General features: G+C 68.6%; 20 protein-coding genes. 16 read left to right on the top strand and 4 right to left on the bottom strand.

Features of this window, described 5'->3' with window-relative positions; genetic code table 11:
• Nucleotides 1-74: 74 nt before the first annotated feature.
• From NUG20_RS19305 to NUG20_RS19290, 4 genes are all read right to left on the bottom strand, one after another.
• Nucleotides 75-1,370 (bottom strand): APC family permease, encoded by a 1,296-nt coding sequence (locus NUG20_RS19305; RefSeq protein ID WP_263396007.1) that lies wholly within the window; start codon nucleotides 1,368-1,370, stop codon nucleotides 75-77.
• The gene (locus NUG20_RS19300; RefSeq protein ID WP_263398547.1) at nucleotides 1,367-2,122 is read right to left on the bottom strand and encodes a L,D-transpeptidase family protein; all 756 of its coding nucleotides are present in this window, start codon (nucleotides 2,120-2,122) and stop codon (nucleotides 1,367-1,369) included. Before NUG20_RS19300 ends, NUG20_RS19305 begins: the two co-directional genes overlap by 4 nt.
• A gap of 1,384 nt (nucleotides 2,123-3,506) precedes the next feature.
• Nucleotides 3,507-4,610, bottom strand: a complete 1,104-nt coding sequence (locus NUG20_RS19295) for a dipeptide epimerase (RefSeq protein WP_263396006.1) — start codon at nucleotides 4,608-4,610, stop codon at nucleotides 3,507-3,509.
• Entirely contained in the window at nucleotides 4,607-6,001 is a 1,395-nt protein-coding gene (locus tag NUG20_RS19290; protein WP_263396005.1) for a C40 family peptidase, read from the bottom strand. Before NUG20_RS19290 ends, NUG20_RS19295 begins: the two co-directional genes overlap by 4 nt.
• Nucleotides 6,002-6,456: 455 nt before the next feature.
• Here NUG20_RS19290 and NUG20_RS19285 point away from each other — a divergent pair, with 455 nt between their 5' ends.
• From NUG20_RS19285 to NUG20_RS19210, 16 genes are all read left to right on the top strand, one after another.
• On the top strand, nucleotides 6,457-9,171 hold the full coding sequence (locus NUG20_RS19285) for a TonB-dependent receptor plug domain-containing protein (protein ID WP_263398546.1): 2,715 nt from the start codon (nucleotides 6,457-6,459) through the stop codon (nucleotides 9,169-9,171).
• A gap of 75 nt (nucleotides 9,172-9,246) precedes the next feature.
• Nucleotides 9,247-10,857, top strand: a complete 1,611-nt coding sequence (locus tag NUG20_RS19280) for a serine hydrolase domain-containing protein (protein WP_317852727.1) — start codon at nucleotides 9,247-9,249, stop codon at nucleotides 10,855-10,857.
• Between the two features lie 110 nt (nucleotides 10,858-10,967).
• Complete coding sequence (locus tag NUG20_RS19275) at nucleotides 10,968-11,777, top strand: N-acetylmuramoyl-L-alanine amidase (RefSeq protein ID WP_263396004.1); 810 nt, start codon at nucleotides 10,968-10,970, stop codon at nucleotides 11,775-11,777.
• A gap of 120 nt (nucleotides 11,778-11,897) precedes the next feature.
• Nucleotides 11,898-12,815, top strand: coding sequence for a hypothetical protein (locus tag NUG20_RS19270; RefSeq protein WP_263396003.1), 918 nt, complete (start codon nucleotides 11,898-11,900; stop codon nucleotides 12,813-12,815).
• A 401-nt stretch (nucleotides 12,816-13,216) separates the two neighbouring features.
• Entirely contained in the window at nucleotides 13,217-14,002 is a 786-nt protein-coding gene (locus NUG20_RS19265; RefSeq protein ID WP_263396002.1) for a hypothetical protein, read from the top strand.
• A gap of 165 nt (nucleotides 14,003-14,167) precedes the next feature.
• Nucleotides 14,168-16,132, top strand: coding sequence for a peptidoglycan-binding protein (locus tag NUG20_RS19260; protein WP_263396001.1), 1,965 nt, complete (start codon nucleotides 14,168-14,170; stop codon nucleotides 16,130-16,132).
• Between the two features lie 349 nt (nucleotides 16,133-16,481).
• Entirely contained in the window at nucleotides 16,482-17,054 is a 573-nt protein-coding gene (locus tag NUG20_RS19255) for a lysozyme inhibitor LprI family protein (RefSeq protein WP_263396000.1), read from the top strand.
• 50 nt (nucleotides 17,055-17,104) lie between these two features.
• A complete protein-coding gene (locus NUG20_RS19250) occupies nucleotides 17,105-18,484 on the top strand; it encodes a peptidoglycan-binding domain-containing protein (protein ID WP_263395999.1) in 1,380 nt (459 codons plus the stop codon).
• Nucleotides 18,485-18,796: 312 nt separating this feature from the next.
• Nucleotides 18,797-19,468: a M15 family metallopeptidase gene (locus NUG20_RS19245; RefSeq protein WP_263398544.1), complete on the top strand. Its 672-nt coding sequence runs from the start codon at nucleotides 18,797-18,799 to the stop codon at nucleotides 19,466-19,468.
• 30 nt (nucleotides 19,469-19,498) lie between these two features.
• Nucleotides 19,499-19,696, top strand: a complete 198-nt coding sequence (locus tag NUG20_RS19240; RefSeq protein WP_263395998.1) for a CPXCG motif-containing cysteine-rich protein — start codon at nucleotides 19,499-19,501, stop codon at nucleotides 19,694-19,696.
• Nucleotides 19,697-19,891: 195 nt separating this feature from the next.
• A complete protein-coding gene (locus tag NUG20_RS19235) occupies nucleotides 19,892-20,281 on the top strand; it encodes a hypothetical protein (protein WP_263395997.1) in 390 nt (129 codons plus the stop codon).
• Between the two features lie 225 nt (nucleotides 20,282-20,506).
• Nucleotides 20,507-20,863, top strand: a complete 357-nt coding sequence (locus NUG20_RS19230; RefSeq protein ID WP_263395996.1) for an EF-hand domain-containing protein — start codon at nucleotides 20,507-20,509, stop codon at nucleotides 20,861-20,863.
• Nucleotides 20,864-21,118: 255 nt separating this feature from the next.
• A complete protein-coding gene (locus NUG20_RS19225) occupies nucleotides 21,119-21,532 on the top strand; it encodes an EF-hand domain-containing protein (RefSeq protein ID WP_263395995.1) in 414 nt (137 codons plus the stop codon).
• Between the two features lie 22 nt (nucleotides 21,533-21,554).
• Complete coding sequence (locus NUG20_RS19220) at nucleotides 21,555-22,322, top strand: HAD family hydrolase (RefSeq protein ID WP_263395994.1); 768 nt, start codon at nucleotides 21,555-21,557, stop codon at nucleotides 22,320-22,322.
• Between the two features lie 631 nt (nucleotides 22,323-22,953).
• A complete protein-coding gene (locus NUG20_RS19215; RefSeq protein WP_263395993.1) occupies nucleotides 22,954-23,496 on the top strand; it encodes a hypothetical protein in 543 nt (180 codons plus the stop codon).
• A gap of 541 nt (nucleotides 23,497-24,037) precedes the next feature.
• Nucleotides 24,038-25,399 carry a 2-oxoadipate dioxygenase/decarboxylase HglS gene (locus NUG20_RS19210; protein WP_263395992.1) on the top strand — a complete coding sequence of 454 codons (1,362 nt, stop codon included), beginning with the start codon at nucleotides 24,038-24,040 and terminating at the stop codon, nucleotides 25,397-25,399.
• Nucleotides 25,400-25,806: the final 407 nt, after the last annotated feature.

Below are 25,806 nucleotides of genomic sequence, written 5' to 3'. Positions count from 1 at the left end.
ATCGAGGCGGGCGCCCAGGGTCGAAGCGATGCGGTTACCCGCGCGTGACAATCGCGCAAGGCCGCGTGAAGGCCTTACGCCGCGCCCTTGCGCGGGAAGCAGTAGAACAGCGCGCCGACCAGCAGCGCCACGCCGGCCGCGGCCAGGTTCTGCCAGCTGGCGCTGAGCAGCAGCGCCAATGCCAGCAGCAGCGCCGCCAGCGGGATCAGCGGGCCGCCCGGCAGATGCAGCGCGCCGGGACGGTCGCCGTAGCGCCGTGCCAGCACCAGCACCGCCGCGGCGGTGCCGATGTAGGCGAACAGGCGGGTGACCATCGACAGCAGCGCCAGCTGCACGAACGAGCCGGACAGCGCCAACGCCAGCGACAGCACGCCCTGCAGCAGGATCGCCGCGGCCGGGGTGCGGAAGCGCGGATGCACGCGGGCCAGGAACGCCGGTCCGTAGCCGTCCTGCGCGAGCGCGAACAGGAAGCGCGGCCCCAGCATCACCGTGTTGCTGGTGGTGCCGAGGATGGAGATGGTGGCGCCGACGGTGAGGATCAGCGCCAGCGCTTCGCCGCCGAAGCCGCTGGCGGCATCGGCCAACGGCGTCGCCGACTGCGCCACGTTCGCCAGCGTGCCCTGCGCGACCACCTGCACCGCGGCGTAGATCAGGGTGACGGTGACGATCATGGTGATCAGCGCGAACGGTACGTCGCGGCGCGGATTGCGGTATTCGCCGGCGGCGGCGGGGATGTTCTCGAAGCCGGCGTAGGCGAACAGCAGCAGCAACGCCGCCTCGCCCATGTTGCCGAAGTCGCGCGCATCCGGCGCCTGGCCGGAGAACGCCCACGACCAGTCCACGTAGAACAGGCCGATCGCCACGAACAGCAGCAGCGGCACCAGCTTGCCGATCACCAGCGCCACGCCGGTGCGCGCGGCCGATTTCACTCCGATCACGTTGATCGCGGTGAGCAGGCCGAGCGAGCCGACCACGATCGCCAGGCGTGCGCCGCCGCCGGCCGCGGCCGGCCAAAAGCGCACCACCGCATCGGCCAGGCCGTTGCCGAGCGCGGCGGCCGAACTGATCCGGGTCAGCCAGATCATCCAGCCGATCTCGAAACCGGCGAAGCGGCCGAATGCCTCGCGCGCATACAGATAACTGCCGCCGGGTTCGTCGAAATAGCTGGCGGCCTGCGCGTAGCACAGCACCAGCAAGCCCACCGCCAGCCCGGCCAGCAGCACCGCCCACAGGCTCATCGGCCCGAGCAGCGCAGCGGTGGCGGCGGGCAGCAGGTAGATGCCGCTGCCGATCACGTCGTTGATCGACAGGCCGACGATCTGCCAGCGGCTGACCGCGCGGACCAGACTCGGTTCGGGCGCGTTGCTCACGGTGCCGGCTCCGCCGCGGGCAGCGTCCAGGCGGTGCGCAGCCGCGCGTAGTCCTTGCGAGGTAGCAGCACGAACAGCGGCGCGGCGTCCGGCCGCAGCCAGGCCAGCAGGCGCTGCATGTCGGCCGGTTCCATCGCGGTGCAGCCGGCGGTGGCTTCGCCCGGCGCGCGCCACAGGTGGGCGAAGATGCAGCTGCCGGCGCCGGGCCGTGCCTGCGGGTTGTGGCCGATCACGAAGCCTTCCTCGTAGCGGCGATCGCCGTCGTGGTGCAGGTCCAGGCGCATCGGTTCGGTCGAGCCGGCGACCGCCTCGGCGCCGACCCGGTCGGCGTCGACGATGCGGTTGTACAGCGGCGAATCGGGCACGTCGATGCAATAGCTGCTCTGCCGCATCGGTTGGTAGGGCAGCGCGCTGTCGATACGCTGCGCGTAGCCGAAGGCCTCGCCGACGGTGAAGATCCCGGCCGGGCTGCGGCCGTCGCCTTCGCGCTTCTGCGGGCCGTCGGCCTGCGCCGGATGCAGGCCCAGGCCCCAGGCGCTGCCGTTGCGGCCGAGCGCCACGTCGAAGCGCTGGCCGTGCGCGCGCCAGCCCTGCGCGGTGCGTTCGAACGCCTGCAGCTGGCCGCGCGGGCTGTCCCAGTCCGGCGCCACCACCAGCACCAGCTGGCGCGCCTGCTGCAGTGCCGGCGGTGCGGTGTCGGCGGTGGCGGTACCGGCCAGGCCGGGGCCGGCGACGGCGGCGCACAGCAGCATCAGCGCTGCGCGCCATGTGCGGCGGGCGGCGCCGGGCTGCGTCAGGGCGGACAACCACGGGAACTTCGGCATGCGCATCTCCGGTCGCGATCGGGCATCGAACAGGTACTGGACCCAGGGTAGCCGCGCGTTGCCGGCGGCGGTCAGGGTGGCGGCACAACGGCACTCGCACGATGTCGGGTGGGCGCTCTGCAATAGTGCACGTTACCGTAGTTGTTCGGTGCGTGGCGGTCGTGCGTGTGATGCGCTGGCAGTGGGTCGATCCAGGCAGGTGTGGCAGTGCGTGGTACAGCAAGTCAGGCGGGTTGGTCGCGAGTTGATCGGGCTGGCGTCGGCCGTGGCCTTTACGTGTTGGTCGCCACTGTTGCCTATGTATCTTCCGCGGCCGTGCAGCCGTGCAGCCGTGCTGCCGCCGTACCGCCATTGTCGCCGTGGCCATGCCGCGCAGTGCCGTGGTAGTGGCTGTTGCTGTGGTTGTTGCTGTTGCTGTTTTGCTTTACCGGGCCCCTTACGTAGCGGCGAATAGGGCGGGAAAAACCCCGAAGGGGCGGCGCACAGGGATGTGCGCCGTTCGCGGCAGGGGCAGGATGCCCCTTCCGCGAATCCCGTCCTATTCGCGGACCCGGAGCGCGTAGCGCGGAGGGCGCGGAGGCAGGGTGTGCTTTCTTTTGGTTACTTTTCTTTGCACAAGCAAAGAAAAGTAACTCGCCAAAGGCGAAAGCTGTTGCCTTTGCCTTTGCCTTTGCTTACGCGACGGTGATGGTGATGGTGATGGATGGAGGAATCATTGTAGGAGCGGCTTCAGCCGCGACTGATCCTGTCAGGAAGGTGTCGCGGCTGAAGCCGCTCCTACAAAAGCAAATGCCCAAGCAAACAGCAAAGCAAAAGCTTCCGCCCTTGGCGGGTCACTTTTCTTTGCTCGTGCAAAGAAAAGTAACCAAAAGAAAGCACGCCCTGCCTTGCGCCCTCCGCGCTGCGCGCTACGGGTCCGCGGATGCACCGGGGATTCGCGGAAGGGGCATCCTGCCCCTGCCGCGAACGGCGCACATCCCTGTGCGCCGCCCTTCGGGTTTTTCCCCGGTCCATCCGCCGCTGCGGAAGGGAACCCGGTAAAAGCAACAGCAGAAGCAACAGCAGAGCAGAAGCACAGCAGAGCCAGGCCCAACCCCAAGCTCAAGCCAAGAAGAGCAGGGCAAAGCGGAAGCAGTGGGCAAATAGGATCGGCTTGGCGTTCCAGGTGATGCCTGCCGACGTCACGGTGGCCGTCAGCACAGATGCACACCAGCGTCGACCGCCATACGTAGTGATGGCAAGCGCGATCGCGATGGAAACAGCCGCATGTGTCGGTCGTGCGCATTGCAGCGCATGCGCCAACGTACCCAGATCACCCTCGCGGGGGCAGCAGCTCCAGGCCGCGGATCTCGCGGATGCCCAGGCCAGGCGCGTCGGTGATGGTGATCTGCGAGTCGTTGAAGATCACCCCACCCTCCACCGGGTTGAACAGGCCCAGTGATGGGCCGTCCAGGTCCACCTTGGTGATGACGTCCGCCTTGGCCACCGCCAAGTGCACCGCCGCCGCCACGCTGATGCTCGACTCGAGCATGCAGCCGATCATGCATTGCACCCCGTACAGCGCCGCGATGTCGGCGATGCGGATCGCGTTGGACAGCCCGCCGGCCTTCATCAGCTTGATGTTGATGATGTCCGCCGCGCGGCGCTGGATCAGGTCGAAGACCTGCGCCGGCGCGAATACGCTCTCGTCGGCCATCACCGGCGTGTTCACCCGCTCGGTCACGTACTTCAGGCCATCGATGTCCGAGGCTTTGACCGGCTGCTCCAGCAGCTCCAGCGCCACCCCGGCGTCTTCCAGCGTGCGCATCGCGTACACCGCCTGCTTCGGCGTCCAGCCCTGGTTGGCATCCAGGCGCAGCAGCGCGCGGCCGTCGACTGCGGCGTGGATCGCCTTGACCCGCTCGATGTCCACGTCGATGTCCTTGCCGACCTTGATCTTCAGCGCAGTGAAGCCGCGCGCGAGCGCCGACAGCGCATCGCTCACCATCTTGTCGACGGCGTCCACGCTGATGGTGATGTCGGTGGCGATGGCCGGCGTGCCGCCGCCGAGCATCTTGTACAGCGGCGCGCCGTACAGCTGCGCCCACAGGTCGTAGACCGCGATCTCCACCGCGGCCTTGGCGCTGCCGTTGCGCTCCAGCGCGCCCTGGATCAGCCCGGTCAACCGGTTGAGGTTGGCGACGTCCTCGCCGAGCAGGCGCGGCTTGATGAAGCCGTCGATCGCCGCGACGATCGAGCCGTGGGTGTCGCCGGTGATCGGTGCGGTCGCCGGCGCTTCGCCATAGCCGATGTGGCCGCTGTCGGTGTGGACCAGCACGATCACGTCCTCGACCGTTTCCACGGTGCGCAGCGCGGTCTTGAACGGGGTCTTCAGCGGCACGCGCAGCATGCCCAGGCGGATATCGGTGATCTTCATTCGGTGGCGACCGGGCGGACGCGTTGGATGCGGGTGATGCGGTCGATGAAGGGCGTGCCGTCGCCCAGCAGCATCGGCTCCAGCGGGGTCACCGAGACGCCGTTGAGGCGCACGCGCTGCAATTGGCCGCTCGCGTCGCGGTAGCTGGCGCCGGCCACGTCGTGGATCATCCAGGTGTGGCCGCGGTCGTGGCCGATCACCATCATCACGTGGCCGGGGATGTAGACCAGGTCGCCGACCTGCAGCTGCGCCAGCGCCCGCTGCCGTTGCGCCAGCGGCGCGGCAGCGGCGTAGGGCACGGCGGCGAGGCTGGGGCTGCGCGCCTGGTCGCCGGTATTGCGCGGCAGGGCGATGCCCAGGCTGCGGTAGACGTCGGAGACGAAGCCGCTGCAGTCGCGCGCATCGTAGTCGTTGCCCCAGCCGTAGCGCTCGCCGAGAAACTTGAACGCTTGCCGCAGCAGGTTGCGTTGGGTGGCCGGCAGCGGCGCGGTGGCGACATCGGCGCCGCGCGGCACCAGCGCGGGCGCCAGCCGCAGCCGGCCGTCGTCGCCGCGCAACGGCAGTTGCACCACGTACGCGGCCAATGGCGACTGGCCGTTGACCAGCTGTTGCGCCGGCCAGTCTTCGCGCAGCGGCAGCATGCTGCCCATGTCCAGCGCTACCTGCGACGCGGCCTGCAGTTCCGGGGTGAACGCGGTCAGCGCGCGGGCGCCTGTCACCACCAGCCGCGGCGTGCGCCGCGCGTAGTCCAGCACCGCGGCGCGTTCGCCTTCGGCGACGCGATCGCGTTCGATCCACGCTGCATAGTTCGGCGCCAGCACGAACAGCCATTGACCGTCGCCGCTGGCGTGCAGGATCGCCACCGCGGTGCCGGGATACAGCGCCGATTCCTGAAAGCGGTCGATGTCGTGGTCGTCGCGGCCGCTGAACGCGCGTTGCCGGGTGGGGAAGGTGCGCAGGTCGGCGCGGCGCACCACCAGCGCGTAACGCGGCGCGACTTGCGCGGGGACCGCGTCCAGGGCGAGCGCGGAGTGCAAGGCCGCCAGCTGCGCGGCGTCGAGCGCGGTGCCGCTCGCGTCGAAGAGCGTGCGCGTCGGCGATGCCGACAGCGCCAGCACCTGCGCGCGCACCTGTTCTGCGCTGTAGCGGTCGGGCAGCGCCTGCAGGTCGTGCATCGACGCATCGTGGCGCAGCAGATGCGCGTTGAAGGCCTGCACCTGCGCCGCGTCGAGTAGCGGGCGTTGCGCCGCGGGCAGGCGCGCGATCCAGTAGTCCGCCTGCAACTGGCTGGCGTGCAACTGGAACGGCACCGTGTCGTCGGCGCTTGCCGCCAGCACCGGGCCGCTCAGCGCTGCGGCCAGCAGCAAGCACAGGCCACGCATCGTGTTCATCGGACCCCGCGAGATGGAAAGCGTATCGACGGCTGCGCGTCGCTCCGGAATAGTCTTTTCCTCGATTCGGCTTGTCAAGAAGAGTTGATTGACAGGCCGTTTTGCGCCGTGTTACACCCGAAAGACAGGAGCGAGGGGCCGACGCCGACAAGCGCTGGTTCCGCCAGCAGCGAGACGAGGGCCTGGAACTACGGGTGCACGTCGCAGGGGTCGCCGTTCGGTATGCGCACCTGGGGGAAGTCGAGGAATAGAAGGAGGGCGCCGTGCTGCGGCCGTGCGTCGTGTTGTCCGCGTGGGTGCCCAGGAAGGCGGCCGGCTGTTGGCCTGCGTCGGCTCGGTCATCGTCGTCAGCGTCGTCGCTTGCAGGAGAGAGCCGCGTGTCCGATCCAATCCATGTTTCCCGTCCCCGTCTGCGTCCATCCGGTCTGGCCCTCGCGTTGCTGGCCGTGCTGGCATTGCCGCCACTCGCCGCCGCGCAGGACGCGCCCACCGCCACGCGCGACCTGGACAAGGTCAACGTCACCGGCTCGCGCATCGCACGCTCGCAGGTGGAAGGCCCGGCGCCGGTGACCGTGATCACCGCGCAGGAGATCCAGAAGCAGGGCTTCAGCACGGTGTGGGAGTCGCTCGGCACGCTGACCCAGTTCAGCGGCAGCGCCTTCAACGAAAGCGACCAGACCGGCAGTTCGCCCAACGGCCAGTTCCTCAACCTGCGCGGCCTGGGTCCGGGCTATCAGCTGATCCTGCTCAACGGCAAGCGCATGGCCGACTACCCGCAGTCCTACGGCGCCAACGGCACCGCGGTCAGCCTGGGCAGCATTCCCGCCGCGGCGGTAGAGCGCATCGAGGTGATGAGCGGCGGCGCCTCGGCGATCTACGGTTCCGACGCGGTGGCCGGCGTGGTCAACATCATCACCAAGCGCAATTTCAGCGGCGACACGCTGCGCCTGCGCGGCGGCACCACCACGCGCGGCGGCGGCGACAGCGGCCAGCTGCAATGGAGCGGCGGCCGCACCGGCGACCGCTGGAGCCTGACCTACGCGTTCGAGCGGATGGACCGCGAGGCGATCGTCGCCAGCCAGCGCGACTTCATGGATTCCTACGACGACCATCCGGCCAACAAGGCCGACCCGTCCAGTCCCAATGCGTCGATCTCCGGCGTCTATCTGCGCCGCGGCAACACCTATCTGTGGCCGAGCGGCGGCGCGCTGTCGACCTCGGCCAGCGCGCTGGACAGCGCCTGCGCGGCGACCAATCCGGCGTTCGCGCCCTACAAGACCGCCGACAACCTGGCCGCGCCCAACCGCTGCGGCGCGTTCGGCTACTACGAAGGCCGCTCGGTGCAGAACGGCTACGGCAAGACCTCGGCCTATCTGTCCGGCACCTTCGATTTCAGCGACGACGTCACCGGCTATGCGCAGGTGCTGGCCAACCGTTCCAAGGACGAAAGCTCCAGCCAGACCCACTACTACATCGGCGAAGGCGCCTTCACCGTCTACGATCCGGACCTGGGCCTGGTCACCGCACAGCGCATCTTCCTGCCGTCGGAAGTGGGCGGGATCAAGAACATCGAGTACGACGAGAAATCCTGGAACCTCAACGCCGGCGTGCGCGGCAAGCTGTTCGACGGCCGCTTCGACTGGGACGCGAGCGTGTCGATGTCGCGCTACGACATCACCACCCGGCGCCCGCGCTTCCTGACCAATGCGGTGCGCGACTACTACATGGGGCCGGTGCTCGGTTATCGGCCCGACGGCACCGAGATCCGCGAGTTCTACGCCGACAAGCTGTTCGCGCCGGGCAGCGCGGCGCTGTACGACCAACTCACCACCGACGTGGTGAGCCGCGGCGAATCCAGCACCGACCAGGCGCAGTTCGTGTTCAGCGGCGACCTGTTCGAGCTGCCGGCCGGGATGCTGCAGATCGCCACCGTGCTGGAGGCGGCGCGGCAGAAGTACGATCTCGCGCCGGATCCGCGCACCACCGTGGATTACACCGGCAGCGAGCGCATCTACAACCTGACCCAGACCCCGGGCGGCGGCCCGCGCGACCGCTACGCCGCCGGCCTGGAGCTGCGCGTGCCGATCTTCAGCCGGCTCAGCGCCACGCTGGCCGGCCGCTACGACAAGTACGACGACATCACCTCGGTCGACGACGCCACCACCTGGCAGGCCGGGCTGGAATGGCGGCCGTTCGACAGCCTGCTGCTGCGCGGCAGCCACGCCACCAGTTTCCGCGCGCCGGACCTGCTGTGGATCTACGCCGGCACCAGCGCCAACAATCCCACCGTCACCGACGAATACCTATGCCGCCGCGACGGCCTGGATCCGCTGTCGGCGGCGTGTTCGAGCGCGCACGAATACCAGACCTTCTCCACCCAGTCGTCCAATCCGTTGCTGGAGGAGGAGAAGGGGAAATCGACCACGCTGGGCTTCGTCTGGGACGTGCTGCCAACGCTGTCGCTGAGCGCGGACTACTACCGGATCGAACTGGAAGGCCGGGTCGAATCGATCTCCAGCGAGAGCCTGCTGGAGAACAACGCCAACTGCCTGCTCGGCAGCGACCGCGCCGGCAATGCGATCGATACCGCTTCGGCCGCCTGCCAGTTCTACATCCAGTCGGTGACCCGCAGCCCCGGCACCGACCTCACCGCCGAAGGCCAGATCACCGCGTTCGAGACCTTCCCGATCAACCAGTCGCTGATGCGTACCGACGGCGTGGACGCCAACCTGCGCTACAGCGTCGATCTCGGCGACTGGGGCGCGTTCGGCCTGCAGGCCGGCTACACGCACGTGCTGAAGATGGAAGTGGCGCAGTTCGCCGGAGCCAAGCCGGTGGACGTGATGAACGACGTCGATTACCTGGCGTTCCGCACCCGCACCAACTGGCGCCTGAACTGGAGCATCGGCGACTGGTCGACCAGCCTGTACGGCTACCGCTACGGCTCGCGTCCCAACTACGCCGAGACCGGGCGCGTGGCGCCGTACGTGGTGTGGAACGCGGACATCGCCAAGCAGATCACCGACAAGGCCACGCTCGGCATCAGCGTGCTGAACGTGTTCGACAAGATTCACCCGCGCGACGACAGCTACACGGCCTGGCCGTACTTCCCGCGCGTGTACGGCGCGATCGGGCGCCAGCTGTATGCCAATTTCACCTACACCTTCTGAGCAGGCGTGCGGGACGACGTCGCCACAGCGGCAACGATGAGACCGGATGCATCACGGCGCAGCGCCGCGGCGCGCTTGCGCGGATGGCTGCTCGCCGCCTGCGCGATGCTGCCGGCACTCGCCTCGGCGGCGCCGGACACCGTCGCCGCGCCGCCGCGCGCCGAGCTCGACCGCCTGTTCGAGCAGGCGCTGACCCGCTACCGGTTGCCGGGGCTGGCGGTCGGCGTGATCGAGAACGGCGAGGTGGTGTATGCGCGCAGCGCCGGCGAGCTGCGCGCCGGCAGCGGCGAGCGCATCGATGGCCAAACGCTGTTCAAGATCGCCTCCAACAGCAAGGCCATGACCACCGCGCTATTGGCGCGGCTGGTCGATGCCGGCAAGCTGCGCTGGGACGATCCGGTGATCAGCTACCTGCCGGAGTTCCGCATGTACGACCCGTGGGTCACGCGCCACATCCAGGTGCGCGACCTGCTGATCCACAACAGCGGCCTGGGCCTGGGCGCCGGCGATCTGATGCTGTGGCCGGAACCCAACGATTTCACGCGTGCCGACATCGTCGCCGGGCTCGCCCATCTCAAGCCGACCCACAGCTTCCGTTCGCACTACGCCTACGACAACCTGCTGTACGTGGTCGCCGGCGAGGCGGCCGCGCGCGCCGGCGGCAAGCCCTACGAGCAGTTGCTGCGCGAGCAGGTGTTCGCGCCGCTGGGTATGCGTCGCTGCCAGGTCGGCGCCTGGGAGCGCGATGCGGTCGGCAACGTCGCCCAGCCGCATATGCGCCAGGGCGGGGCCAACGTCGTGGTGCGCGCGGACCCGGCACAGATTGCGGATACGCCATCGATGGCGGCCGGCGGCGTGCGCTGCAGCCTGGACGACATGCTGGCCTGGATGCGCGCCTGGCTGGCGCCCGACAGCGGCACCGCGGCGTGGCTGTCGCCGGCGCAGCGCCAGGCGCTGTGGACGCTGCACACGCCGATGCCGATCACCGCGCAGATGCGCGAGTGGGACGGCTCGCGCCTGTACGGCTATGGCTACGGCTGGCGCCTCTCCGACGTGGACGGGCAGTGGCAGGTCGCGCATACCGGCACCTTGATGGGCATGTATTCGTCGCTGGTGCTTCTGCCGGACCGGCGCAGCGGCTTCGTCATCCTCAGCAACGGCGAGGGCGGCGAGATGCGCACCACCCTGGGCGAGGCGCTGCTCAAGCGCTTCACCCGTCCGCAGCAGCGCGGGCTGGACGTCGAACACTACGCGACGCTGCTCGAGCGCACGCGTGCGCAGGCCGACAAGGCGGCGCCTGCCGCGGGCGAGACGCCTGCGCGCGTGCCGGTAGCCAGTGCAGCATCGCGCGATCGGCAAGGCGTGTGGCGCGATCCGTGGTTCGGCGAGGTCGTGCTGTGCCCGCAGCACGGCGCGCTGCGCTTCCAGTCGCGCAAGTCGCCGCTGCTGCGCGGCCGGGTCATGCAGGTCGGCGCGCGCTGGCTGGTGGACTGGGACGAGGCCAGCGTCGATGCCGAGCCGTGGCTGGACTTCGTCGCCGATGCCGACGGCACGCCGCGGATGCGTCTGGCGCATGTCGATCCGGCCGCGGATTTCAGCTACGACTATGCCGATCTGGACTTCGTGCGGGTGGGGCCGTGCCCTGATGCCTTGGGAGGGACTCCAGTCCCGACGCTTCAGCCATAAAGCCCGTCGGGACTGAAGTCCCACCCGCAACCACCATCTCGTTCACCAGGTTTCTAGATACTGCTGTTGCTTGCGCTCGCTGCTCACTGTCAGATATTCCGGAATTCTTCATGACCCGACTCTTTCCCTCTTCTGCATCGCACCGCACCCGCTGGCTGGCACCGCTCGCGCTCGTCGCCCTGCTCGCCGCCTGCGCGCACGCGCCGCAACGCAATCCGTTGGCCGAATGGGTGCCGTCGCCGAACCAGGACCTGCGCCGGCCGATCCTGATCGTGATCCACTACACCGATCAGGACTCGGTGCAGCGCAGCCTGGACACGCTGCGTTCGCACAACAGCAAGGGCAAGGTCAGCGCGCACTACCTGATCGGCCGCGACGGCAAGCGCTACCAGCTGGTCAGCGACGAACGCCGCGCCTGGCACGGCGGCGCCGGGCGCTGGGGCACGATCACCGATATCAATTCCGCGTCCATCGGCATCGAACTGGACAACGACGGCAAGACCCCGTTCGCGCAGGCGCAGATCGACAGCCTGCTGCTGTTGCTGGAGGACCTGTGCACGCGGCTGCGCATCCCGCGCACGCAGGTGGTCGGGCACCAGGACTTCGCGCCCACGCGCAAGGTCGATCCGGGTCCGCTGTTTCCATGGAAGCGCCTGGCCGACGCCGGTTTCGGCCGCTGGCCGGCGGCGGATACGCCACCGGCGCCGCCCGGCTTCGACCCATGGCAGGCATTGGCGTTGATCGGCTACCCGCTCGACGATCGCGCCGCCACGTTGCGCGCCTTCCACCACCATTACCGCGGCAACGACGCCACTGCGCTCGACGCCGAAGACCTGCGCATCCTCTACGCGCTGACCCAGCCGGCGCTGGCACGGCCGCAACCGCAACCGGCCGCGGCGATCGAATCGGACGCGCCCTAGCGGCGCCGGTCGGTCCGCCGGCGCCTGTACCGACACGCGTGCCCGGTGCGCGGCATCCGCTGGATCGACGCACGTTCTTGGTAGCATGAGCGCGCCAAGAACTCCAAAGGACGCAGTGTTATGAGGCTCGCAAAGACAGCCCTGTGGGCGGCAGCGTTGCTGCTGATCGGCGGTTGCACGGACAAGGCCGCCGACCCCGCGCCGGCAGGCACGCAGGCGCCACCCGCGGCGACCGCCACCGCCGCGCCTGCGCCTGCGCCCGCTTCCGCACAGCCCGAGCCGGTCGGCGTCGAGGTGCCGGCGCCCGGGCAGGTGCTCGCCGACATCTATGGCATGAAGGGCGACGGATCGGCGTCCTACACCATCGACAACGGCGCCCTGGCCAGCTTCTGGTACGGCTACCGCTTCGACCTGGGCGGCAAGCACTACTACACCGGCTTCGCCAACGCGGGCCCGGAGAAATACGGCAAATCCGAGGAAGAGAACACGCCGGATCCCGCCGTCGGCGTCAGCATCAGCCAGGCGACCTACGTGCTCGACGAGGCGGACGGCAAGCCGGCGTGGACGCTGTTCCATGCGCAGCAATGGGCCGGGGATTTCGGTGGCAACGAGAAGGCCGACGGCCTGGACCAGAAGCGCGCGCCGCAGCGTACCGAAACCAAGGACGGCCACCTGCTGCTGGCGCTGCCGACCACGCGCTTCGCCGACGGCATCACCAGTTCGGGCTTCGCGGTGTTCACCTTCGACCCGAACAAGAACGACCTGGGCGACTACAAGGGCTGGGTCTACCTGGGCACCGTGGCCACCGGTGAAGACAACGGCGCGGCCTGCGACGACCAGGGCACCATGAAGTGCGCCGCCAGCACCGGCACGCTGAGCTTCGAGCCCGGCAGCGGACCAGTGCCGAGCCTGCGCGTGACCATGAGCGGCACCGCCATCGCCGGCCCCGGCAAGGTCCGCACCCTGGGCGCCGCCGACGTGGCGACCTACACCTACGACCAGGCCAGCGGCAAATACGTGCCGCCGCTGGATCGCTGAACACCGGCCGACCGGCCGCGCCCGGGCCGGCCGCAGGCATTCGTGGAGGGGGGCTGCCCGCTAGTCGCCGGCAACGGAACTGGTTAAGATGCCGCCACGGGGCCTGATGATCAGGCGAGTCATTCGCGAGCGGCAATGGATGCTGCACTCGCCCGAAATGCCGGAGTGGATCGCCGGCTTGCGGTTCGCCATGCGCGAATCGCCATCACCGCCCCTGCTTTGGGGCCGGATTGCAATCCACCGTTCTCTGTCCGAAGCCGCGCCTGCGGGAGCTGTCGTCTCCGCGGGTCGCGCTGTGTCCGCGATGCGCAAGATGGCGGCATTCTGGACACTGCGGCGTGGCGTGTCGGGATTTGCGGGTGTGTTTCCGGCTTCTTCAACGAATACAGGATGTTCTGCACATGTCCAATGACAACAAGCTTGCCGTCGCCACCGAAGCGCCGCCCTATCCGGGCAGCGTGCTGTATCTGATCTACGGCATGGACGGGGACGGCGCGCTGTCGTACGAGATCGACAACGGCGCCGTGGCCAGCTTCTGGCACGGCCAGCATTTCGATCTGGGCGGCAAGCATTACTACACCGGCTTCGCCTACGCTACGCCGAACAAGTACGGCAACGACGACGCCGAGACCTTCCCGGATCCCGGCGAAGGCGTGTCGATCAGCCAGGCCACGTTCCTGCTGACCGCGCCGGGCAGCGAGCGGCCGTGGATGCTGTTCCACGCGCAGCAGTACGTGGGCAGCTTCGGCGGCTACGAGCGCGCCGACGCGGTCGACGAAAAGCGCAAGCCGCAGCAGCACGTGCTGGACAACGGTCAGCTGCTGCTGGCGGTGCCCACCTCCAGCTTCGGCAATGGCATTACCAGCCTCGGCTTCGCGCTGTTCACCTTCGATCCGGACAAGAACGACCTGGGCGACTATCAGGGCTGGGTGTATCGCGGAACGGTTGCCGCCGGCGAAGACAACGAGGCCAGCAGCGACGAAGAGGGCACTGTCCCGCACGTCTCCAGCGTCGGCACGCTGAGCTTCCAGGCGGTGCCCGGCGAGCCGATGCCGGCCCTGCAGGTGGCGCTGCGCGGCACCGCAATCGCCGGCCCCGGCCGGGCGCGGATGCTCGATGCATCCGATGCGGTGGCCTACACGTACGACCAGGCGAGCGGACAGTACCTGCCGAAAGCAAGCGCATGAATCCGCCGTGCGCCGATCCACGGATCGGCGCACGGCGGCAGCAAGAACGCACTACCCGCAGTACCCGAATTGTTTTGTTGACCGCGCACTAACAAGCTCACGGACGAGCTCGGTTGACCTTGTCGGCGCACGCCGCCGTATATCAACCTCAAGGAGTAACACGAGATGGCACGCGATTACACGAAGGCCGAGAACCTCGACATCATCGAGCGTGAGGCCAAGGAACGCCACATTCCGGTCGACGATTTCATGCGTTTCGCCTATATCGAAACCGGCGGCAGGTTCGACGAGCAGGCCAGCCGCGGCCCGAACAGCGCCAAGGGCCTGTTCCAGTTCACCCCCGGCACCGCAGCGGCCTACGGGATCAGCGGCCGCGAACTGGATGCGGTCGCCAACACCGACGCCGCGGCGCGCCTGTACCAGGACAACCAGCATTCGCTGACGCGCCAGCACGACCGCGACCACCGCCCGTACCTGTCCGGCAAGCCGCAGCCCGATGGCCTGGACATGTACATGGCGCACCAGCAGGGCGCCGGCGGCTACCGTTCGATCCAGGCCGCGGTCGCCACCGGCAACTTCGCACGCGAAGACACGCGCTCGAACATCCTCAACAACGTGCCGCGCGAACGGGATGCGGCCGGCGCGAGGCAGTTCGAGGCCTACACTGGCGCCTCGCTGGCCGAGTTCAAGAAGATGTCCGACCAGGACATGGCCAAGACCTTCCTGAAGTACTGGGACACCAAGTTCGACCACATCGCGATTCCGGAAAAGGGCATCAAGCCGGTCGCCGAGGGCCAGGCCCAGGCCACGCCGGGCCAGCACGCCGAGCAGCGCGCGCAGACGCCGCAGGCTGCCGCGCAGACCACGCCGGCCGCCGCCAAGCAGCAGGGCGACGGCGGCATCCAGCTCACCGCCGCGCACGCGATGGGCATCAAGTACGACGACGTGCAGTACGCGATCAACATCAAGGGCCACAAGCTCTACCACCCCGGCGCGGACGGCAAGCACCTGGAGCAGGGCTACATCGATTGCTCCGGCTGGGTGTCCGAGCTGCAGAACGCCACGATGCGCGAGATCAACCAGAAGGCCGGCCACACCGTCTTCGGCCGCCAGGACATGCTGGCGCAGGGCATGAACGGTTCCGGCGGCATCGTCAAGAAAGCGTTCGACAATTCCGGCGTGCTGCTGCAGGGCCAGGACGTGTTCAAGCCGGGCGCGCTGAAGGAAGGCATGGTGATCGGCGTGGATGCCGGCAACACCAAGCACGAGCACTGGAAGGGCATCGACCACATCCTGATGGTAGTGCGCGATCCGAAGAGCGGCGAACTGCAGGTCAGCCAGTCCAGCGGCAGCAAGGGCGTGAACACCATGCCGCTGGACGATTACCTGGCCGGCCACAAGAACGCCAAGCTGTTCGCGTCCGACCCGCTGGCCAAGGCGCGCGACCTGCTGCAGGACAGGCAGCAGACCCAGTCGCAGCACCAGGGCGGCGATGCGCGTACCGGGCTGAAGCCGGGCGAGCAGGGCCCCGACGTGAAGGCGATGCAGCAGAGCCTGATCGAGCTCGGGATCAAGGACAACAGCGGCAAGCTGCTGACCGGCACCGGCTACTACGGCGACAAGACCAAGGAAGTGGTGGCCAACCTGCAGCGCGAGAAGGGCATCGAGCCGACCGGCATCGCCGACAAGGTCACGCTCGATGCGCTGAGCAAGCTGCAGGCGCAGGGCAAGGAGGCCAAGCTCAACCCGGCGGCCGCCGAGGCGCAGCGCGCCGACAATCCGCTGTTCACCCAGGCGCTGGAGAAGCTGCAGAAGCAGGGGCCCAACGGCGGTTTCAACAGCCGCGAGGAACTGCAGCGCGCGGCCGGGCAGGTGGCGTTCGAGGCCAAGGTGGGCGGCATGTCGCGTATCGACGACGTGGTGCACAGCACCGACGGCAAGGGCCTGATCGCGGTGGAGCGCAACCCGAACAATCCGCACGACGTGAACCGCGCCTACGTGGACAAGCAGCATGCCGCGACGGTGCCGCTGGAACAGAGCCAGCAGCAATTGGTGGCCGAGACCCAGCGTCAGGCGCAGGAGCAGCAGACCCAGGACCAGCGTACCCAGACGCAGTCGCCGACGCGCTGATCCGCACGCCGGCAGCGGCTGCCGCCGACAAGTGTCGGACGGCAGCCGAGGCCGCTGCGGTTGCCGATCGCGCTGGCTGCCGGCGAGCGTGCTGCAAGCCGCGTGGTGGCCTGCCAGGCAACGCCTGCGCAGCGATTGGGATTGCTGTGCGCAGGGCTGCAAATCGCGTGGTTGAAGTGGACGTCCGAGGCAAGACGCTCCACCGATCTTCGCGCTGCCTGCAGCATCGTGGCGTCGTTCGAACATCGCGTCGCGTGACGTCGCAACGCGACGCCGCGTTGGACATGGTTTCGACGATCGTTTAGAACTGCCCTCCCTCATCCGCATCACCACAAGGCGAATTCCGACAGTGGCCATCGTCAAGATTTTTCATGTTTCCTGCGTGCTGGCGCTCTGCGGCCTGACCGCTGCGTGCAACGGCGGATCTTCCGCGCCGGCGCCGGCATCGGCTTCTGCGTCGGCACCCGCCGCCAGTGCGCCGGCAACCGCATCGGCGGCGCCCGCAGGCGATGCGCCCGCGGCCGATCCGCAAGCGGCCGATCCGCAAGCGGCGAGCGCGACGTCCACCCAGGCGGATGCCGCCGCCGCACCATCGAAACCCTCAGGAGAGACCGTCGTGCTGCGACCTTCCTATGACGCATGCATCAGCGCCGCCGCTGGCGTGACGCCGACGATGCAGGACTGCATCGATACCGAATACCAATACCAGGATGGCCGCCTGAACACCGTCTACAAGGCGCTGATGGTCAAGCTGGGCGATGCGGAAAAGAACGCGCTGCGCGAGCAGCAGCGCAAGTGGGTCGCCGATCGCGACGAACAGTGTTTCTATGATCCCGACAGCGGGCAGGCGGGGCGCGTGGACGCCGCCGAATGCCGTCTGGACATGACGGCCAAGCGCGCGGACGAACTGGAAGCGCGCTGATTCCTTCAGTGGTTTTTTGCAATGCAACTTTTTAGACAAGGAGATGGACGATGAGCGACAAGGATTGGGAACTGGGGCAGACCTCCAAGCACTACGAGACCGGCGGTCGCGGGGCGAGCACGGTGTCTTCGGGCATCGACGATCCCGGCGGCGTGTCCTATGGCTCCTATCAGATGACCTCGCAGGTCAAGACCAAGGAAGGCACCGTCATCGTGGGCGGCACCGTCGCGGCCTTCGTCAAGGACAGCAAGTACGCCGACGACTTCGCCGGCCTGAAGCCCGGCTCGGCCGAGTTCAGCGCAAAGTGGAAGGACCTGGCCAGGACCGATGACACCTTCGCGCAGGAGCAGCACGACTACATCAAGCGCACGCACTACGACAGGCTGGTCGACCGGTTGCAGGACAAGGGCGTGGACCTGTCCGACCGCGGTCCGGCGGTGCAGGATGCGCTGTGGAGCACGGCGGTCCAGTACGGTCCCGGCAGCGACAAGAAGCCGGGCGGCTCGGGCGTGTTCCTGAATGGATTGGAAGAGAAGTTCGGCAAGGACTACGACCTGTCCAAGCTCTCGGACAAGGACATCGTCGGCGCGGTGCAGGATTACAAGGCCGACCACGTCAAGGGACTGTTCCCAAAGGTGGAGAGGCAGAGGACCCTGGATTCGCTGCAGAACCGCGCCGAGAACGAAAAGGCCGACCTGCTCAAGCTGGCGGACCAGGACAAGACGGTCACCCGGACCGGCGAGCAGCCGGCCAAGCATGAGCGGACGTCGCAGCCGGACAAGTCCCACGGCGGCAACAGCCCGCATGCCGACAACGGCGACGGCGTGCTCAAGCGCAACGAGCAGGGCGCCGCGGTGAAGGACATGCAGGAAAAGCTGTCCAAGCTCGGGTACCTGGACGCGAAGGACGCCATCGGCACCTACGGTCCGAAGACCGAGGCGGCGGTGGAGAAATTCCAGCAGGACCACCGGCTCAAGGGCGTAGACGGCAAGGCCGGCCCGGAAACGCTCGCCTCCATCGACAAGAATCTGCAACAGCAACAGGGCGTGGAGCAGTTGCGCCGCGACAATCCGATGTTCGACCAAGCGGTCAAGCAGATGGAGAAGCAGGGACCGAATGGCGGTTTCGGCAGCCGTGAGGAGATGCAGCGCGCGGCCGGGCAGGTGGCGTTCGAGGCCAAGCTGAGCGGCATGTCGCGCATCGACGATCTGGTGCACAGCACCGACGGTAAGGGCATGATCGCGGTGGAGCGCAACCCGAACAATCCGCACGACGTGAACCGCGCCTACGTGGACCGGCAGCAAGCCGCGGCGGTGCCGCTGGAGCAGAGCCAGCAGCAGTTGGCGGCCGAGACCCAGCGCCAGGCGCAGGAGCAGTCCCAGGACCAGCAGCGCAACCAGGCGCAGTCCACGCCCTCGCCGACGCGCTGATCTGCGTCGCCCGACACCGGCGGCCGCCGACAGGAATGTCGGACGGCCGCCGGTGTCGGCTCGCTCGCGGGCACAGGGTCGATCGCGACCTCTATTGCCTGCCGACGCGCACCGCGTGCCAGCCGCCACAGCGACTGGCGCGCGCCCTCTCGAATCCACGGCGCATGCCGACCGCCCTGCGCGGCGATGGCCTATGCTGCGCGGATGCCGCCTCGCGCCGCCACCGCTTCACGTTTCCTGCCGTGTCGCATCCCTTCGGTGCCGCCTGCGCGACGCTGCATGTCCGCCTTGTTCGGCGCGTGCGCCATCGTCATGGCGAGCGCCGCGATGAATGCGGCGGCCGCTCCAGTTCTGTCGCCAGCGACCACGCCCGCGCAGGCCGGGCTGGTGGATGTGCATGACGTCGCGCCGGAGATCGCGCTGGACATCCGCTATGCCGGCCACGACAACTTCACCGGCCGTCCGGTGCCCGGCTACGACGCGCCGAAGTGCTACCTGCTGGCCCCGGTCGTGCAGGCGTTGGTGCGGGTACAGCAGGCGGTGCACGCCGAGGGCTACCGCCTGCAGGTGTTCGACTGCTACCGGCCGCATCGCTCGGTGCGCGCGTTCGTGGCCTGGGCCGGCGACCTCGGCGACCAGATCGGCAAGGCGCGCTACTACCCACACCTGGACAAGCGGGTGCTGCTCGGCGACTACATCGCCGAAAGCTCCGGCCACAGCCGCGGCGCCACCGTCGACCTGGGCCTGCTCGACTGCCGCAGCGGCCAGTGCGCGCCGCTGGACATGGGCACCGGCTTCGACTTCTTCGATCCATCCGCGCATACCGACGCGCCCGGCATCGATGCCGCACAGCGCGCGAACCGCCAGCGCCTGCTGCGCGCGATGGCGGCGCAGGGCTTCGCCAACTATCCGCTGGAATGGTGGCACTACACCTTCCAGCCCGAGCCCAGCCCCGGCACCGCCTACGACGTGCCGGTACGCTAGGCGTCCCGTTTCGCTGCACAGGCCAAGATCATGTCCGGCATGCAAAGCTTCATCGACCTGCAATGCCCGTATTGCGGCGAATGGATCGACCTGGCCCTGGACCCGTCGGTCGAGGCGCAGCAGTACGTGGAGGATTGCCAGGTCTGTTGCCGGCCGATGCTGGTGACGGTGCGCTGGGACGAGGACGGCGCGCCGGTGGTGAGCGCCAGCGCCGAGAACGATGGCTAGCGTATTCGTTCTAGCCGATGCCGGCCTGTAAGCGCTGCACAGAGAAAGACGGCAGCGCGGGGAGTCGGTTCCATGGAGCCAATGCCTGCGTACGGGCTCAATGCGTCCATGCGCAGCCGCGGCACGCGGCATCGTTCCCGCACATCGCCAGCGACACCGCCTAGACTGGCGCTCTCGACCACTGGAAGCACCGCAATGAACCTGCCGCTGCACTTCGGCCTGCTGGGCTCGCTCGAAGCCGGGCTGATCGCGCTCGCGGTCGGGTTCCTGATCTATGCACTGTGGCATCGCCTGTGCCGCTGGCTGCAGTGGACCGACGGCCATGCGCTGGGCTGGTCGTGTCTGATCGCGGTCGTCGCGTCCGCCGGGATCGATTGCTGGAACCTGTTCTACACCGGCATCGTGCGCCTGGAGTCGCCGTTGTACGCGCGGCTGGCGCTGGCCAGCATCCACGATCCGAACGAACTGGGCACCCGCGTGGTGCTGGAAGTGTCCGGGGCGCTCGCCGGCGTGGCCGCCGGCTGGGTCGCGTTCAGTTCGCGTTCAAGCGAAAAATCCGACGACGGCGATCGCGAAACCGTGTGAAAAACACGCTTTTTTTCCAGTTTGCAAACGGCTCGAACGAACGGCTTACCGCATGCTCACCGGCCGCTAACCAAGCCGGTAGCGCGTGTGTTCGGCGCAGTGGTTAACGAAGCGTTGCCTGCGATTTTTTGCAGGGGAATGGATTCAGCCTGGCACCGGCACGGTGTGGCCATGCACCGGATTCGACCGGGCATGCCACAACCGAGAGAGCAAAGGAGACCACCCATGAACATTCGCAACCGCACGCCGCTGATCGGTACCGCCGCCATTCTCGCCGCCGCACTGGCCCTGCCGGCCTTCGCCCAGGATGCGCAGAGCGATGCCGCCACCCAGGCGCAGTCGCCTACCAGCGCGACCGGCCAGTCCGCACAGTCCGGCGCCTCGGGCGGCGGCCAGACCTGGGCGGACGTGGATACCGACAGCGATGGCGCCATCAGCAAGCAGGAGGCGCAGGTCAACGCAGGTCTCAGCCAGATCTTTTCGCAGGCCGATGCGGACCACAACGACAAGCTGACGCCCGACGAATACAAGGCCTATGTCGCCAAGCAGCAGGGCGGCGCGGCCGGCAGCGACGGCAAATAACGCGTCATCCGGCAACGCGCTGACGACGGCACGCGCATGACGAGGGCGCGTGCCGGCTGCGGCGGGTGGCTGCGGCGACACCGGTCGCCGCGCAGTTCCAAGCGAGGCGCATGCGTGAGGAACATGCGCAAGGAAGGGCGGCCTGGGTGCCGCCCTTCTGCTGTGCGCACCTTGCCAGGACACGGAACAACGCGCCCGTCAGCCTCGGCACAGCACAAGGTGTAGGGTAGCGGTCCGCCGACCGCCGAGGCTGCCATGGCCCTGTTCCGCTGTTCGCTGCGCCTATGCCTGGCGCCGTTGTCGATGAGTCTCGCCGCCGCCGGCGTGGCTGCGGCGCAGCAGGACCCGGCCGCGCCGGTGCTGCCGCTGCCGGTCCCGACGCCCGCGTCCGTTCCGACGCCGGCACCGCTGCCGCCGTTGCCCGCACCGCCAGCCTCGACCCTGCCGGTGCCGCCCGCGCCCGCCAGCGATGCCGGCGCCGCCGCCGGCGCGCGCAGCTTCGCCGCGCTGGACCTGGACCGCGACGGCCGTATCGGCCGCGCCGAAGCCGTGGCGGACCCGGTCCTGCGCGAGACCTTCGACACGTTCGATGCCGATGCCGACGGCGCGCTGTCGCGCGAGGAGTACGCGCATTACCAGCCCGGCCCCGGCGACCCTGTAGCGCAATGAGCCGCGCTGCTATGCTTTCGCGATGCCTACGCCTACCGCTCTGCGCTCCTCCGCCATCGCCCTGGTCGGCTTCGACGGCGACGACACCCTGTGGAAGAGCGAGGACTACTACCGCGACGCCGAAGCGGCGTTCGAAGCCATCCTCGGCCAGTACCTGGACCTGCGCGACGCCGGCACGCTGCAGCATCTGCTGACGGTGGAGCGGCGCAACCTGAAGGTATTCGGGTACGGCGCCAAGGGCATGACCCTGTCGATGATCGAAGCGGCGATCGAGCTGACCGAGGCGCGCATTTCCGCGCGCGATGTGCAGCGCATCGTCGAGATCGGCCGTGCCACGCTGCAGCATCCGGTGGAGGTGATCGCCGGCGTGCGCGAGGCGGTGGCTGCGATCGCCGCCGATTTCGAGGTGGTGCTGATCACCAAGGGCGATCTGTTCCATCAGGAAGCGAAGATCGCGCAGTCCGGGCTTGGCGCGCTGTTCCCGCGCATCGAGATCGTCTCGGAGAAGGACCCGACAACCTACGCCAAGGTGCTGGCCGAATTCGGCATCGGCGCCGAGCGCTTCGTGATGATCGGCAATTCGCTGCGCTCGGACGTGGAGCCGGTGATCGCGCTCGGCGGCTGGGGCATCCACACGCCCTATGCCACCACCTGGGCGCACGAGGCCGAGCATGGGCTGTCCGCCGATGAGCCGCGCCTGCGCGAGGTGGCCCTGGCCGCGGACTGGCCGCAGGCGGTGGCCGACCTGAACCGGCATGCGGCTGCGCAGGGAGCGTTGCCGCTGGCGTGAGAGCGGTCGCAGCAGCGGCCCCCGGTGCCGTGTCGCTGCCGAGCGCTGCGTCGTCGACGGCAGCGGCGCGATGGGGGCTAGCACTCGCTTGCGCGGCCAGCGCTGTTGGTCGCGGTCAGCAGGTAGCGCGAAGAAGCAGGTGCTGCCGTCCGACCCGCGCGGCATCGAATGCAGCGTCTTGGGCTGTGGTAGGCGACCTGCGCCGCTTCGTCGAGCAGGGTGTAGAACTGGGTCGCCACATCCGCCGCAATGCCGATCGAACGGTTGGCCAGCAGGCTCGGGAACCGCGCTGGCCTGACCGCCGGTCCAGTTTGTTCTTGCCGCAACGGCGCTGCGCTGTCGGCGTCGATTTTCCATCCAGGGCGATCTTGCGCCGCGCGCCAGCCAAGCGTTCCGCCGGATTGGCAGGCACGACGACGTCCATGGCGGGTTCGGTGCCTGGCAGCGGTGTCGGACCGTCAGCTGCAACTCCTTCTCGTCGTAGTGGCCTCGCACCGTCGGCGTCGATCTTCCATTCAAGCCGCTCTTAGGCTGGCGCCAGCCGTGCGCTGCACCAGATTGACGGATGTGGCGGCTTCCATGACGCCCGCAAAACCCTGACAGCGATGCCGGCATCCGGCAGAATCGGCGCATGCCGTCCCGCCTGCGCTCCGCCTGTCTGATCCTGCCGCTGGCGCTATGCATGGCCGGCGCGGCCGTGGCCCAGGACGCGCCGGCGCCGAGCGCCACCGCAGCTGCAACCGACGCACCCGGCAGCGGCGACCCCTGGATCGACCGGCAGTTGCTGGACATCGACCGCTACGCCGCGCGTTATCAGGACAGCTTTCTCGACGAGGTCGCGCGCTATGCGCAGCTGCCGCGCGGCTACGCCGAGGCGCTGCTGCGCGAGCGTCGCTGGCCGCCGCGCGATATCTATTTTGCCGGCTTCCTGGCCAAGGCCGCGGGGGTGCCGTACCGCGAGGTGGTGCGTGCGCGAACGGCCGCCGGCCCGTCAGCGAACTGGGCCGGCGTGGCGCGCGCGCTGCAGGTCGAGCCGGGCTCGCTGACCTACCGCACGCTGCGCCACGCCATCGTCGCCAGCTACGACCACTGGGACCGCCCGATCGTGCTGGACGCGCTGCTGCGCCGCCAGCTCGGCGATCGCGCGCAGCGCGATCAGGCGGCGGCGCAGTAGGCGGCGACGCCGCAGGGAGCGCCCTGGATGGTCGGTGGACGCGAACCGTCGCGCAATGCCTTCGCAGCGCGGACGCAACCAGCGAAATCCCTTGTGGGAGCGACTTCAGTCGCGACGCGGCGATCTTGGCACACACCCACCTGGCCGAACGGATGTCCGAATGGCATGGGAAACCCCGCGAGCTTGTTGCTTCGCTCGTCGCGACTGAAGTCGCTCCCACAGGGGTGTCGCAGCCGGTCTGTGAGCGGTCATGGCCGGGCGGCAGATGCTGCCTTTCCGATACCGCCTCCGTTCCGATTTTTCCCGAGCCGGTGCCTGCTTGGACTTGCGCGCCGAGCATGCTCCGCGTTCCGCGCTCTCCGGCCCGATTTTCCGATCCGGCACCTTGCCTGGACTTCCGTGCGTGCATGCTCCGCATTCCGCCCTGGATGCGGCCAACATGGCGTCAATCCCCGCACGACTGGCCGCGCCGTCGCCGCGGCGCGAGAATAGGCGTTCTGCCGGACCCGTGTCCGGCGCTACCGCCGCTCCGGACCGCCCGATGACCACTGCCTTCGTTTCGCCCGATGCCATCCGCAGCCTGTTCGCGCAGGCCATGTCCGACATGTACCGCGCCGAGGTGCCGCTGTACGGCACGCTGATGGAGTTGGTGGCGCAGGTCAACGCGGCGACCCTGGCCGCCGACCCGGCGCTGGACGCGCAACTGCAGCGTAACGACGAGCGCGCGCGGCTGGACCAGGAACGGCATGGCGCGATCCGCGTCGGCAGCGCCGAGGAGCTGGCCACGCTGCGCCGGCTGTTCGCGGTGATGGGCATGCATCCGGTTGGGTACTACGACCTGTCGGTGGCCGGCGTGCCGGTGCACTCCACTGCATTCCGCCCGCTCGACGCGGCGGCGCTGGCGCGCAATCCGTTCCGCGTGTTCACCTCGCTGCTGCGGCTGGAGCTGATCGAGGATCCGGCGCTGCGCGCACAGGCGGCGCAGATCCTCGCGCAGCGGCGCATCTTCACCGATGCCGCGTTGCAGCTGATCGAACGCTGCGAGCGCGACGGCGGCCTGGGCGAGGCCGATGCGCAGCGCTTCGTTGCCGAGGCGCTGGAGACCTTCCGCTGGCATGGCGATGCGACCGTGCCGCTGCCGACCTATCGCGCGCTGAGCGATGCGCACAAGCTGATCGCCGACGTGGTCAGTTTCCACGGCCCGCACATCAACCACCTGACCCCGCGCACGCTGGACATCGATGCGGCGCAGGCGGAGATGCTGCGCCGGGGCATCGACGCCAAGGCGGTGATCGAAGGCCCGCCGCGGCGGCGCTGCCCGATCCTGTTGCGCCAGACCAGCTTCAAGGCGCTGGAGGAAACGGTGCGCTTCCCGGCCGGCGATGGCGCCGCCGAGGCAGGCACCCACACCGCGCGCTTCGGCGAGATCGAACAGCGCGGGCTGGCCCTGACCGCGAAGGGCCGCGCGCTGTACGACGCCCTGCTGGAGCGCGCCCGCGCCGCCGATGGCAGTGCCGGCGGCGACTACGCGGCGCGGCTGCAGGCCGCGTTCGCCGATTTTCCCGACGACTACGCCACGCTGCGCCGCGAAGGCCTGGGCTATTTCCGCTACGCGCTGACCGATGCCGGCCGCGCCGCCGGTGCCGCGGCGTTGGCCGGCAAGCCCGCCGAAGCGCTGATCGCCGACGGCCTGGCCAGCGCCGACCCGATCGTCTACGAGGACTTCCTGCCGGTCAGCGCCGCAGGCATTTTCCAGTCCAACCTCGGCGGCGGCGAGCAGCGCGCCTATGCCGCGCACGCCAACCGCGCCGCATTCGAGCAGGCGCTGGGCGCCGCAGTGCACGACGAGTTCGCGATCTATGCCGGCATCGAGCGCGCCTCGCTGGACGCCTTGCAGAGCTAAGCACAAAGCCCCTCTCCCATTGGGAGAGGGGTTGGGGTGAGGGTACGGCGCGAAGCGTCTCGCTGGGTTTGGGTACACGAGGCTGCGCCCGTACCCTCATCCGCCCCTACGGGGCACCTTCTCCCGAGGGGAGAAGGGCGCAACCTAGCCCCTCTCCCGCCGGGAGAGGGCTTGGGGTGAGGGTACGGCGCGAAGCGTCTCGCGGAGTTAGGGCGCACGAGGCTTCGCCCGTACCCTCATCCGCCCCTACGGGGCACCTTCTCCCGAGGGGAGAAGGGGGCGCAACCTAGCCCCTCTCCCGCCGGGAGAGGGGTTGGGGTGAGGGTACGGCGCGAAGCGTCTCGCTGAGTTTGGGTAAACGAGGCTTCGCCCGTACCCTCATCCGCCCCTACGGGGCACCTTCTCCC

The sequence above is a fragment of the Xanthomonas sp. CFBP 8443 genome, assembly GCF_025666195.1.
In the GTDB taxonomy this organism is placed as follows: Bacteria; Pseudomonadota; Gammaproteobacteria; order Xanthomonadales; family Xanthomonadaceae; genus Xanthomonas_A.
Note: the sequence above shows the minus strand (reverse complement) of the source record. Positions and strands in the feature narration are given on the sequence as shown.